Genomic DNA, 12,686 nt, shown 5'->3' on the forward strand with positions numbered 1-12,686 from the left:
CCATAATGGGGCGGTTATGCGGTCTCACGCTCTCACACCCAACGCCCTGATCGCCGAGGTGGAACCGTTGTCCCACGGGCAGCGGTGCCGCCGCCTGGCCGCGCACGCCCGGGACGGACGGCCCGAGCTGCGGGTCGTGCTGGACGAACTGCGGGCCCGGCGCGACCCGTACGAACGGCTCGTCGGGGTGCGGCTGGCCGTGATGGCGCGCGACGTCGCGTACGTCACGCGCGCGATGACCGACCCCGATCACGACATCAGCCGGTACGCGATCGGCGAGGCGGTCCGGCTCGGCGCTCCTGGCGACACGATCGTGGAGATCGCCCGCACCGCGCCCCCGGCCCATCGGGCGGCCGCCTACCGGGCCGTCAAGCGCCACGGCCGGGGTGACCTGGCCGCGCGGCTGATCGGTGAGGTCCAGGAGCGGTGGGGCGACCGAGAGGCCGCGAGCCTGCTCGTGGCGTGCCCTCCGGAGGTGGTCGCCGCCCGGCTGCCCGGCCTCGCGCACGCGGTGCCGAACTGGTCCGCCCTGGCCAGGCGGCACCCGCTCACCGTGCTCGACCACGCCGAGTCGGCCCTGGCCGGGCTGCCGCGACACCTGCGCGAGGAGTGGTGGCTGATGACCGGGCCGGGCGTCGAGGTCGCCGCCCGGCACGCACCCGAGCGGGTGCTCGGGCTGCTGGAGCGCTACTGGACCGATCGGCACTGGCAGTGCGCGGGGCGGCTCCTGGACGCCGACCCCGGTCGTACGCTGGCTCTCTACCTGGCCCCGGGACGGCGGTGGCTGCTGGCCGCGCAGTTGCGGCGGCGGTCCGTGCGGGAGCGGCTGGCCGCGCTCGGCGACGACCGGCTGGGCGAGATGGGCAGGGCCGTACGCGATGACGAACCCTCGTTGATCAATCTGCTGCGGTCGGTGGCTCCCAGCCGCAGGGACGCGGTGTTCACCGCGGCGACGGAGGGCGTCGACCTCTCCCAGACGATTCACTCCGAGTATCTGCTGAACGTCCTACCCCTGGGCCGCCGGGTCGCGGAGGCCCGCCGCATGCTCGGCCTGCGGGCCGTCGCCGAAGCCCCCTACCGCACCCTGGAGTTCACGGCCTTCCTGCCGTACGACGAGGCCGAGCCGACGCTGCGGGCCGCCACCCGCCGGACCGACGGCGTCGACCGCGCCAACGGCTACCTCCAGCTGATCACCTGCGCGGGACGCAGCCGCGACCCCGAGGTCGTCACCCGGATGACGGACGCGCTGGGGCGGTTGCGCAACGAGCAGGACCCGGTGCGCCTGGCCGCCGTGGCAGGGCTGGCCGAGATCCCCGACCGGCTCTTCCGCGCCGCCCACGTGCCCGCCCTCGACCGGCTCCTCTCGGACGCGCTCGCCGCCCGCGACCAGTCATACTCCACGCGGCTCGCCCTGGCCCGCCTGGCCACCCGGGTCTTCGAACAGGGGGCCACGCGGGACGACGTGGCGCTGCTGGAGTGCGGCCTGCGGGCTTTCGAGCGGCTGACCGGCCACGTGGGCACGCCCTCGCTGGGCGGGCTGTCGCGCGTGCTCCGGCGCGGCCAGGAGACGGTGCTGGTGCGCAGGCTGGCTCCCTATCTGGAGGCGGAGGCCCGCCACGACCGGCACGACCTGGCGTTCCTGCTCGCCTCGGCCCTCGGCCGGCGCGGCCACGACCTGCCCGAGCTCCAGCGGGCGCTGGAACGCGCGATCACCGCCACCGATGATCGGGAGGCGATCCGGGCGATCGAGTACTGGCTGGAGCCGCCGCGCACCAGAGGCGAGCGGGTGGAGGCGCTGCTGGAGAGGGATCCGTCCACGGTGATGCTGGCCCGCGTGTTCCACGTCCTCGCGTGGCGGCGTACGGACCTGCTCGAGGCCGCGCTGGGCACGCGGGATCCCAGGGGCCGCTTCGCCGCGAGTGGCGTGCGGCAGGTGCGGTACGCCCCCCGCGCGGCCGTGCTGCGGTGGACGGCCCAGCAGCGTACGGCGTACCTGCGGCTGCTCGACCAGGTCGCGTGGAACACCTCGCTGCCCACGCACGAGCGCGCGCACGCCGTACGGCAGATGGGCGCGATCCCCGGGACGGAGGCCGCGCAGCTGGACCGCTACCTGAATCCGCGGGAGCCGCTGCTCCGGAGGGCGGCGCTGACCGCTCTGCCGTGGACGGCGCGCCCGCAGGAGGTGCTGGCAGGCCTGCTCGCGCACGCGGGCGGGGAGGACGCGCACGTGGCCGTGTACGCCGCGGCCCGGGCGGCGCGGTTCGTGCCTCCCGAGGAGCTGGCGGCGCGTCTGGAGCCCGTGCTGGCCGGCGGCAAGGTCACCGCGCGCAAGGAAGCGGCCCGGCTGCTCGCCCGGAACCGCGCGCCCGGCGCGATGCGGGTGTTGCGGAGCCTGTGGGACGCCGAGGGGCAGCACAAGGACGTGCGGGCGGCCATCGTGTCGGCCGCCGGCGACCTGCTCGCCGAGCCTGACGCGTGGGGGCTGCTCCAGGAGGCGGTTGCGCTGGCCGGGGACGTGGCGGCCCCGGTGCTGGGCGCGCGTCCGCTGGCCGTGCCGGAGCGCCGGCGGGCCGCGTACGCGGAGCTGGTCGCCGCCGCCACCCGCGCGGACGACCGGCAGACCCGCCTGACCGCCGTCCAGAGGCTGCCCCGCTGGGCCGCCTACGCGCCGGGAGCCGTGGAACGGCTGGCCGAGATCGCCTGCGACCTCGGCGAGACCGCGGACTGGGGGGTCGCCGCTCGCGGGCTGGTGGGCGCGGCGTGCTCCGGATTCGGGATGGACGACCTGCGGCGGGCGGTGCGCACCCTCGCCGCCGCGCCCGGCGAACCCGACGCGGGGGCCGACCGCGACCGCCCGGCCGCCCAGCGGCTCGCGGCCATCGTGTCGGACCTGCGCCGGTGGCACCGCACGACCCGCGACCCGGTCGTCCTGGAGGTGACCTCCGACCTCCCCGCGGACCTGGCGGCCGAGCTGCTGGCGGCGACGGTCGACTGGGACGACCCCCGTGACGTCCTGGCGCGGCTGGCGGGGACGGCCGGGGGAGTGCTGGCCGCCGTCGAGACGGGTGAGGCCCTCGCCACGTCGGCCGAGCACGTCCCCGTCGAACGGGTGCTGCCGCACGCGCGATGGCTGGCCGGCGAGGGGGAGACAGGCGCGTTGCTGGCCACGGCGCTGGCCGCGTCCTGCGGCCCTCGGTCGGGATGGTCGGCGCCGTGGCGGGAGCTGCTGAGGAAGGTGCGTGCGAGCGACTTCCGCGAGGCCTCCCACCAGGCGATCCGCGTCAGAACGGCCGCTGAGTGACGCCCGCTGAGTGACGCCCGCTGAGTGACGCCCGCTGAGTGACGGAGGCGGCCACGTGGGGCACACGGCCATCGCGAACCCATTGCGGAAGGGAGCTTTCCGCGATGCCCTCTACGGTCGGTCGCGTCGACTGAGGAGGACACAGTGATCGAACCGACGTGGCCGCAGGTGAGCGCCAGGAGGCTGGAACGCTCGGGGCTCGGCGGGCGCGGGGAGGCGGCGACCCCGGGCACACCGAGCCGGTGAGGGCCGGCGGCGTCGCGGGGGCCGGCGGCGCGGCTGAGCTTCGGCACGCTCTGGCATGTGTACGCTCCTGGGTCGCCGCTCAGCGTCCGGTCAGGCCGGTGGCAAACATGGGCCGACGTCCGGCCCAGAATCACCCTGGTCAATGCCAAATCCGGATCGATGGGCGGTATGACGGTTTCCGATCGGGCAGGCGTGGGCTTCCCGAAGCGCTTTCAGCCGTTCGACGGGAGGCGGATCTGGGATGGCTCCAACCGCAACAGGCATCGCCGATCAGAACCGGGCGGGCGTCGCCCCGCCCACGCCGGAGCGCAGACGGGTCGCGGCGGCGGCCGCACTCTGGGGAGCCGTGCTGGCGCCGTTCGCGGCGCTGGCGGCCGCCGTGCCGATGGCCTGGGGGAGAGGGCTGTGCTGGGTGGACGTGGTGATCGCGGCCGGCGCCTACGCGATCGCCGGGCTCGGCGTCACTTCGTCGGCGGCTTGTACGGCTCGCCGCAGAAGTAGCGGTTGAGCGCGTCGACGCCCGCAAGCAACATCGGCACGACCTTCGGATCGCTGCGGTGCACGTTGACCGAGAGCGTCATCCGGCGCCTGCCCGCCGCGTCGGCGAAGGCGAACGTCTGGTAGCCCGGGATGGCCCCGGTCGCGCCCCACAGCTCGCCGCAGGTGAGCCCCGCCGACTCGAGCCCGAGCCCGTACCGCGGGAACACCGGCGCCTGCGGTGTGCCGACCCCGGTACGCATCTGGGAGAGAAGGTCGCGCGTGACCAGCCGGCCACCGAACAGTGCCTGGTAGAAGCGGTTCACATCGCGGGCGTCCGATACCACCCCGTACGCCGCCCACGCGAACGACGGGTTCAGCCGGGTGATGGGCTTGAGCGAGCCCGGCACGTCGGGGTCGGCACCCTTGGGCAGGTAGTAGCCGGTGGCGTGCGGGCCGCGGATGTCCGGCCGGGTCAGCGGCAGGTACGTGCGCGTCATCCTCGCGGGGCGGAAGATCCGCCGCTTCAGCTCGGCGCCCAGGTCGTGGCCCGTGACCTTCTCCACCAGCAGCCCGAGCAGGATGTAGCCGGTGTTGGAGTAGGAGAAGCGGCCCCGCTCCGGTCGCGGCAGCCGTTCGGCCTCGGCGACGAGCTGCCGCGGGGTGTAGGTCCTGGTCAGGCGGGCGGGGTCGGCGAACTCGGGCGCTTGCGCGTAGTCGGCCAGGCCGCCCGTGTGGTTGAGCAGTTGCCGTACGGTGATCCGGTCGCCGCCCTCGACCAGGCCGGGCAGCCGGGTGGCGATCCTCTCCTCCAGGCTCACCCTGCCCTCCCGCACCAGCTGCAGGACCACCGCGGCCACCATGCTCTTGGTCAGGCTGGCGATCCGGAACCGCGCCTCGCGCGGCACCGGGGCGCGGGTCTCCAGGTCGGCGACCCCGCTGGTGGCGATCCAGGTGCCGCGATCGTCGTCGATCCTCGCCAGGACGCCGGGAGCGCCGGCGGCCACCATCGCGTCGAGGGCCTGGCGCACGCCGGCATGCTCCTTCGCCTGCGCGTTCGCCGGCAGAGGGGACAGCAGTCCCGCGGCGATGAGGACGGTGGCCGCCACGCGGCGGCCGGTCAGGAGGGACATGAAGGGGTTCCTTCGATGGACGGCGGTGAACGATCTCCATCCTCGAAGGGCACGCGGCCGTCCTCGTCCTCATTCCTGACGAACCTCGCCTGCCACGGTGGTCGCACCCCGGCTGCGACCACAGGGCTGACGCGCGCGACCCCGCATCGCGGCGGCGTCGCGCGGGGCCGCCCGCGGCGGCGGGCCGTGCGCACGGGCAGCGCGGGAACGCGCGGCCGGCGGCGGCTCCGGTCAGGCGAGTTCGACGTGATCGAGCTCGGCCCACCGCGTCAGATGTTGCAGGCGCAGCGTGTTCCACCCCGCGACCAGGGTGACCGTCGCCTTGACCTGGGTCCAGTTGTCCCAGCCGCGGTCGGGATAGTTCACGGTGGCCCGCGCCGACCCGTTCACCGTCAGGGTGTGCTGGGCGTCGCCGTATCCGGCGGCGTACGCCACGTTCGCGGTGTAGTCGCCGCCCACCGGCGCGAACACCCTGATGTCGACCCAGCTGTCGGCGTGGTCCAGCTTCGCCACCACGGCGCCCTGCGACGCGCCGGCCGCGCCGGTGCGGACCTCCGCGTGGTTGACCGTGCCGCGCTCGGCCTCGTAGCGGACCCGGCTGCCGCGCACGACGGGAAGGTCGCCGGCCCAGCCCAGGTCCGCGGTGTACATCCAGCGCGCGTTTCCGACCCAGCCGTGGAAGAAGACACGATCGTCCAGCACGTCGGTGCCGCCCGGGCCCTGCACCGCGCCGTCGAAGGTGCCGGTCGTCATGAGCGGCCGGTACGCCTTGGTGTAGGGGCCGGTGAGCGAGGGGGCCGTGGCGTAGCTCGTGAAGTAGGAGTTGCCCGTGTAGGAGCCGCCCGAGTAGAACAGCACGTACTGGGACGGGCGTTTGACCAGCACCGGCGCCTCGATGACGCCGGCCTCCTCCGGGCGGTCGTTGCGGATGAGCTCCCTCCTGGGCCCGGTGAAGGTGACGCCGTCGGCCGCCACCTGCTGCAGCCAGATGATGGCGGGCTTGCCCACGGCGTTGCCGTCGTTCTTGTACAGGAGATAACGCGTGCCGTCGGTGTCGACGAAGCTCGACGGGTCGATGTCGCCGCCCTCGGCGGGGTCGCAGACGAGCGGGCCGTCGCCGAGGGGCCGGAACGGGCCGAGCGGGGTGGGTGACAGCGCGGCGCCGATGCACATGCGCTTGGCCGCGGTGCTCGGGCCGGTGAAGTACATCAGGTACTGCCCGTCCGCGCGCCGGGTCACGTCGGGCGCCCAGAAACCGCCGTCGCCCGCCCAGGACGGCTTGTCGGGCAGGGCGTCACCGCGCACGGTCCACGGCCCGGTCGGCGACGGCGCGCTGGCCACCTGGATGCGGCCGGCCCGGCTGCTGGTGGAATAGGCGTAGAAGGTGGATCCGGCCTGGATGACGTCGGGGTCGGGGAAGTCGGCCTCGATGATCGCCGGCGGCGGGACGGCGGCGGTCGCCGCGCCGGCCTCACCCCCGCCTGCCGCGAACGTCGCCATCAGGGGTAACACCAGCAGGAGCCGGCCGGGCAAGGACATGGGAGCCTCCCATCCACCGCGCGCCGGCGGGCGTCCGCGTCGAGACGGCCGGCGAGCGATCATCACGCGTTCCTGACCGATGCTCTCACAGGGGTCAAGGGCCACGGTCCGGGGTGCCGGCCCTGGGTGAATGGCCGGCCACTGCTCAGGTCAGGCGTCACCGTCCGGCGCGATGAGCCGCCACGCTCCGGGGCGTACCGTCCAGGACCAGACGGGCGCGGCCGGCAGCAGCTCCCCGTCGGCGTTGGCCGGCACGGGCTCGCCCTCGATGACGACCGTGCTCGCTTTCACGGTGACGACGTCGCCGCGCTCGGGGTGCTCGCCGCGCCGCATCCGCAGCCCGTACGCCAGCCGTGCCCAGGGGGAGACGGCGAAGGAGACGACGACGTCGGCCAGCCCGTCGTCCGGGCGCGCGTCCGGCGCCAGCGGAGTGCCGCCGCCGATCGTGGCGCCGTTGCCGACGCCCACCATGAGCACGCGCCGGCGGCCGGACGCGACGACGACGCCGTCGGCGCGCACCCGCAGCCGCCAGCCCCGGCTGCGGATCCCCGCGAGCAGCGCGCCCGCGGCGTACGCGGCCCGGCGCAGCACCGGCTTGAGCGGGGCCGCCTGCTGGGAGGCCAGCGCGCCCGCGCCGACGTGCACGGCGTTCATCACGATCCGGCCCTCGTCGTCGACCAGCAGGTCGAGCGGCCGCTCGGTGCCGCGCAGCACCAGCAGCGCGGCCTTCTCCGGGTCCAGCGGGACGCCCAGGGAACGCGCCAGGTCGTTGCCGGTGCCCATCGGGACCAGCCCCACCGGCCGGTCGGCGAGCTCGCCGCGGGCGAAGAGGGCCGCCAGCACCGCGTGCAGGGTGCCGTCGCCGCCCAGCACCACGGGGTCGCGGTCGTGGTGCTGGGCCAGGACGCGCTCGGCGTCCCCTGGCGCCGCCACGACGGGGGCCACGACGTCGGCCTCGCTCTCCAACGTGCGCAGCACCGCCTGCCGCGTCTCCTCGTCGTCTCCGCCCGCCGCGGGATTGCCGATCGCCACCAGCCTGCGCGCCATCTCGCCCGCCTCTCCGTCGCCCTGGTCCGCCCCGGTTCCCCAGGCAGGCCCGGCGAAACCCAGCGCGCCATGCGTGCTCCGACTCAGGAACGGCGTAGCGTCCGCCGCGGCGCAGCAGCTCGTCGTGACCGCGGATGACAAATTATGTAGATCGGTCTATTCTCTCCGCATGGCTGTCAAAGGGGAGCAGACGCGGGCGCGGCTGATCGACGCCGCGCGCACGCTGGTCGAGGAGCGGGGCTACTACGGCACCGGCCTCAACGAGGTGATCGACGCCGGCCGGGCGCCCAGGGGCTCGCTCTACCACCACTTCCCCGGCGGCAAGGAGCAGCTGGCGGCCGAGGCCGTCGCCGCGTCCGGCCGGGAGGTCGACGCCCTCATCAGGAGCCTGGCGGACGAGGCCGCCGGCACCGGTGCGCTCATCGACGCCGTGCTGGACGCGCTGGCCGGCCGGATGGAGGCGGCCGGCTATGCGAAGGGATGCCCGATCGCCACCGTCGCCCTGGAGGTGGCGGCCACCCACGACGCGCTCCAGCAGGTCTGCGCCGACGCCTACGACGGCTGGGAGCGGGCGCTGGCCGACCGCCTGATCGCCGACGGACGCCCTCCTTCGGAGGCCGAGGACCTGGCCTGCTCCCTGCTCGCCCTGATCGAGGGGGCCCTCGTCCTGGCCCGCGCCCGGCGCAGCCTGGTGCCCGTCGAGCGGGCGCGGCGGTCTGTGGCGGTCCTGCTCGGCGCCTGAGCGCGGCGCTCATCGTCCCGGTCGACGGCTTCCCGATGAACCGCGCACCGGAGGGCGTTCGCAGATCCTTGGAATATGTAGATCGGTCTAGAGGGAGCTTCAAGATGGATCAACCGGACACTCTGGTCACCGGGGCGACGGGCTTCATGGGCCGGTGGCTGGCGGCGGAGCTGCTCTCCGCGGGGCGGCCGGTCGCCGTGACCGTCCGCGGCGGCCCCGCCCGCGCCGTCGATCTGCGGGCCTGGTTGCGTGCGCACGACGTGAGCGACCAGCGGCTCACCGTCGTCGCGGCCGACGTCACCCGGCCGGGCCTCGCGCTCGCGCCGCAGGACGAGACCCGGCTGGACTCCGTACGGGACGTCTTCAACACCGCCGGCGTCTACCGCTTCCGCCTGGGCCGTGACGAGGCCCGGCGGGTCAACGTCGACGGCGCCGTGAACGTCCTGCGCTGGGCCGCCGCCCGCCCGCGCCTGCGGCGCCTGGTCCACATCTCCGGATACCGCGTGGGGACGGCCGAGCCGCACTCCGAGCACGACCTGGCCGCGCTCTACCGGCGCTTGGGCGCGTACGAGGCCTCGAAGCGCGAGGGCGACGCCGCGGTGCGGAGGGCGGCGGCCGAACAGGGCGTCCCCCTGACGGTGGTCAATCCCGCCACCGTGATCGGCCACTCGGCCACCGGCGAGTCCGGCCAGTACCTCGGCCTGGCCGGCCTGGTGGAGCGCCTGTGGTCGGGACGGCTCCCGGCGCTGCCCGGCTCCCGGCACACGTACGTGCCCGTGGTCACCGCCGACCACCTGGCCCGCTTCCTGGCCGCCGTACCAGAGCATGATCGGGGGCCCTTCCGCGCGCACTGGGTCCTCGACGACGACACCCCCGAGCTGCCCGAACTGGTGGCGCTGCTGGCACGGCACCTCGGCCTGCGTGCCCCGCGCGTGCTCCTGCCGGCCGGACTCGTCCGCCGCCTGCCCCGCGCGCTGACCGGAGCCGAGCCCGAGTCGCTGACCTTCATGTCGGAGGACCGCTATGACACCTCGTCGGCCGGCGCGCTGGCCGAGGCCGCCGGGCTCGCCCACCCGCCGGTGCGGGAGGCGCTGCGCCGCTGGGCCGGCCGGCTCGTCGCCGACCGCTTCGGCCGCGCGGGACCCGCGCTGAAAGGCGGGTTCGAGCTCGTCGCGGGAAGCGCGACCTACCTCGCCGGGGATCGCCTGTCCCCGGACTACGTGCTGCTCCACGGCCTGCCGCTCGACGCGGAGAGCTGGCAGGGCGTGCTGCCCGGGCTCGACGGCGCCGCCCTGGTGGCCGACCTCCCCGGGCTCGGCCGCTCCGCCCCTTCCGCCGCCGATCCCGCCGCCTGGCTCACCGCGCTCCTGGCTCCCGTACGGACCCGCCCGGTCCTCGTGGCACATTCGGCGGGCGCCGCGCCCGCGCTGCGCTACGCGCACGCCCACCCCGAACGGCTCGCCGGGCTCGTGCTCGTCTCGCCCTACTTCCTCCAGCGCCGCCCGCCATGGCACCTGCGCGCTGCGCTGCTCGTCGGCCCCTTGCTGCGGACGGCCTCAGCCGCGCGGCTCGCCAGGGCGCTGCTCGGCCCCGGCGCCGCCGCCGGGCCGGCGCTGGAAAGCGCGGCCGCGCAGGTGCGGCGTCCTGGCGTCGCGCGGCGCACCGCGCGCCGGCTGGCCCAGGCACAGCGGCAGGCCGAGCGGGCCGAACTGCGCGCGCTGGCGGCCACTTGCCCGGTGCCCGTACGCGTCATCGCCGGCGAACACGACCCGCTCGTGGGCGACGCCCTCGACGTTCCGGTCACCATCGTCAAGGGGACGGGGCACCACCCGCAGCTCACCCACCCCGCCCCCGTTGCCGCCGCCGCCAACGGGGGGTTTGATTATGACTGACTGGTCAGTCATAATTGTGGTATGACCCCGAGGAAAGTCGACAAGACCGAGCGGCGGCAGCAGATCCTGGCCGCCGCCGTCCGGATGTTCGCCCGCAAGGGCTTCGCGGCCACCCGCATCGACGACGTGGCCGCTGAGGCGGGCATCGCGAAGGGCAGCGTCTACCTGTACTTCGACAGTCGCGACGCGCTCCTGAAGGCCGCGTTCGAAGCGCACGCCGCCCGGGTCGCCGCGCTGCTGACCGCCGCCGGCTCCGACGGCGACCCGCTCGACCCGCTCGACCGGCTGGAGAGGCTGATCGGCGCCACGCTGACGATGCTGGTCGCCGATGCCGACCTCGCCCGCGTCCAGCTCGACGTGTGGAACACCCCCTCGGACATGGCGGGCTTGGACATGGCGGGCCTCTACCGCGACTACCGCACGACTGTCGCCCGGCTGCTGCGCGAGGCCGCGATCCGCCCCGGTCTCGACCCCGATCACGTCGCCGCCGTCATCGTCGGCGCGGTCGAGGGCTGCCTGGTGCAGTGCCTCGCCGACCCCGAGCTCGACCTGGGCGAGCTGGCCGGGCCGATCGTCCAGATCTGCGTACGGAGCCTGCGATGAGCCGGATCGACGACGTCCTGATAGCGCCCGGCGCGACCGGCGTCGACCGGCTCCTCTGCTACGGCGCGGCCGTGGCCGGCGCGGCGCTCGCGCTCCACCGGGCCTCAGGCGCGCACTGGCCCTGGCCGGCGGTCGTGGTCGTCACGATCATCGCCCTCGACCTGTACGGCGGAGCCGTCGTCAACGCCACGGCGGCGGCCAAGCGCAAATACCACGCCCCCGGCCGGACGGCCAGGCATCACCTGATCTTCGTCGGCATCCATGTCCAACCCTTCCTCATGGCGTGGCTCGTCCCGGGGTTCACCTGGGGCGCCGCCCTGGCGATCTACCTGATCGCGTGGGGAGGGGCCGCCGTCCTGCAGGTCGCGCCGCCGGGCGCGCGCCACCCGGCGGCCTTCGCGATCGCCGTGCTGGGCCTCACGCTCGTCACCGTCCCGCAGGCCGTCGCCTGGTTCACGCCGGTGTTCCTGATCAAGCTCCTGCTCTCCTACCTGCAGCCCGCGTGAAGGGCTCAGGCGTACCAGTCGGCGGCGATCTCGTGGAGCGCCTTGCCCTTCCCCCGGGTGGACACGCCCAAGGTGAGGACGGCCGAGATGTGCTGCGGGTCGTTGAGCAGGCTGAAGACGTGAAATGAACCGCCGTCCGCGGTGCGGAACCCGTACGGGCGGCTGTAGGACTGATAAGCCATGTACGCGCCCTTGGAGACCGTGCGATAGGCGCGCCTGCTGTGGTTGTCCTTGGCCAGCCGGTAGCCCTTCCTGCCCTCCTGATCGTGCCTGTCGTAATCCCAGAACACCAGGTACTCCTGGGCGACCTGCCTGCCGGCGAGGGCTGGCATGGCGGTGACGTAACCCTCGGCGTCTCGCCGCGGCTCGGGCATCCGCTGGCCGTGGTGCAACGGGCTCTTGGCCGCCAGCTTGAACGCTCCGCCCTCGGGGCGCCAGAACGCCAGGATGTGCGGGCGGTCCTGGCCCGCGTACGTGGCCTGGAGGAGGAACCACTGTCCGCCGGGCAACGCCTGCTCGCGAGGGACGTAGAAGACCTGCCTGGTCAGGCGGATCGGTTCGCGTTCCTTCCTCCTGTCGCCGTTCTTCACGGCCCACTGGTCGAGCACCGCTTCGTGCCTGGTGCCGTCCCAGAACAGTTTGTCGATCGCGGATGAGTCGTCCCACCAGTCGCGGTCCTTGACCGTCCGGTTGTGTTCGGCCAGCCAGCTCGCGGCGCCCCGCTCGGCGTCGGCGATCGTGAGGCCGGTGGAAACCGGTGACGTCGATGGCGTGACGGGGGACGACCCGCGGGCTGAGGCGGTCGGCCGAGCCTGCTCGGTGGGCGGTGTGAGAGACGGCAGCCCGCAACCCGTAGCGGTCACTGCCAGGAGGGCAATGGCGATGAGGGACGTTGTGCGCACGGTTGCGGATGCTTTCCGGTAGAGCGATGCCGCGGGTCGGCTCTGACGGGGATCGGCGGAGGGCGGGGGCGCCGGCTGACTCCAGGAGGCGGATCGACTCCGATGCCGACGCGCTGATCAGAGATCATCGGGTGTTCTCACGTAGTGTCCGGCGATGTCTCCCACCATGCCGCCGTCCTGGCCGACAGAAAACCTACCAGGAGTGCTGACCTGGGTGCCGATCGCCACCCCTCACCGCGACGGCGCCGAGCAGGACACCCGAGGCCGGCAGCTCGCACCTGCCGGTCTCTTCCTCAAA

10 protein-coding genes are annotated in these 12,686 nt (G+C 74.2%); 6 read left to right on the plus strand and 4 right to left on the minus strand.

Annotated features, from left to right (window positions below):
* The first annotated feature begins 16 nt into the window (after nucleotides 1–16).
* Complete coding sequence (locus tag ABGB01_RS08025) at nucleotides 17–3,301, plus strand: hypothetical protein (RefSeq protein ID WP_347771814.1); 3,285 nt, start codon at nucleotides 17–19, stop codon at nucleotides 3,299–3,301.
* 487 nt (nucleotides 3,302–3,788) lie between these two features.
* Nucleotides 3,789–4,055 carry a hypothetical protein gene (locus ABGB01_RS08030; protein WP_347771816.1) on the plus strand — a complete coding sequence of 89 codons (267 nt, stop codon included), beginning with the start codon at nucleotides 3,789–3,791 and terminating at the stop codon, nucleotides 4,053–4,055.
* Here the strand turns inward: ABGB01_RS08030 and ABGB01_RS08035 are convergent.
* The 3 genes from ABGB01_RS08035 to ABGB01_RS08045 all read right to left on the minus strand — a co-directional run bounded on the left by ABGB01_RS08035 (nucleotide 4,009) and on the right by ABGB01_RS08045 (nucleotide 7,743).
* Nucleotides 4,009–5,157, minus strand: coding sequence for a serine hydrolase domain-containing protein (locus tag ABGB01_RS08035; RefSeq protein WP_347771818.1), 1,149 nt, complete (start codon nucleotides 5,155–5,157; stop codon nucleotides 4,009–4,011). The genes ABGB01_RS08030 and ABGB01_RS08035 overlap by 47 nt on opposite strands.
* A 231-nt stretch (nucleotides 5,158–5,388) precedes the next feature.
* Nucleotides 5,389–6,696: a family 43 glycosylhydrolase gene (locus ABGB01_RS08040; protein WP_347771820.1), complete on the minus strand. Its 1,308-nt coding sequence runs from the start codon at nucleotides 6,694–6,696 to the stop codon at nucleotides 5,389–5,391.
* A gap of 150 nt (nucleotides 6,697–6,846) precedes the next feature.
* Nucleotides 6,847–7,743, minus strand: a complete 897-nt coding sequence (locus ABGB01_RS08045; RefSeq protein WP_347771822.1) for a diacylglycerol kinase family protein — start codon at nucleotides 7,741–7,743, stop codon at nucleotides 6,847–6,849.
* Nucleotides 7,744–7,912: 169 nt separating this feature from the next.
* On the opposite strand from ABGB01_RS08045, the gene ABGB01_RS08050 reads away from it, so the two are divergent.
* The 4 genes from ABGB01_RS08050 to ABGB01_RS08065 all read left to right on the plus strand — a co-directional run bounded on the left by ABGB01_RS08050 (nucleotide 7,913) and on the right by ABGB01_RS08065 (nucleotide 11,486).
* Entirely contained in the window at nucleotides 7,913–8,485 is a 573-nt protein-coding gene (locus ABGB01_RS08050) for a TetR/AcrR family transcriptional regulator (RefSeq protein WP_347771824.1), read from the plus strand.
* 104 nt (nucleotides 8,486–8,589) lie between these two features.
* Complete coding sequence (locus tag ABGB01_RS08055; protein ID WP_347771826.1) at nucleotides 8,590–10,377, plus strand: alpha/beta fold hydrolase; 1,788 nt, start codon at nucleotides 8,590–8,592, stop codon at nucleotides 10,375–10,377.
* Nucleotides 10,378–10,398: 21 nt separating this feature from the next.
* A complete protein-coding gene (locus ABGB01_RS08060; RefSeq protein WP_347771828.1) occupies nucleotides 10,399–10,980 on the plus strand; it encodes a TetR/AcrR family transcriptional regulator in 582 nt (193 codons plus the stop codon).
* A complete protein-coding gene (locus ABGB01_RS08065; protein ID WP_347771830.1) occupies nucleotides 10,977–11,486 on the plus strand; it encodes a hypothetical protein in 510 nt (169 codons plus the stop codon). Before ABGB01_RS08060 ends, ABGB01_RS08065 begins: the two co-directional genes overlap by 4 nt.
* A 5-nt stretch (nucleotides 11,487–11,491) precedes the next feature.
* Here the strand turns inward: ABGB01_RS08065 and ABGB01_RS08070 are convergent, their stop codons facing one another.
* Entirely contained in the window at nucleotides 11,492–12,349 is an 858-nt protein-coding gene (locus tag ABGB01_RS08070; RefSeq protein WP_347771832.1) for a hypothetical protein, read from the minus strand.
* Between the last annotated feature and the right edge of the window lie 337 nt (nucleotides 12,350–12,686).

Origin of the sequence: Nonomuraea sp. B5E05 (genome assembly GCF_039880665.1) — a bacterium.
Lineage (GTDB): Bacteria > Actinomycetota > Actinomycetes > Streptosporangiales > Streptosporangiaceae > Nonomuraea.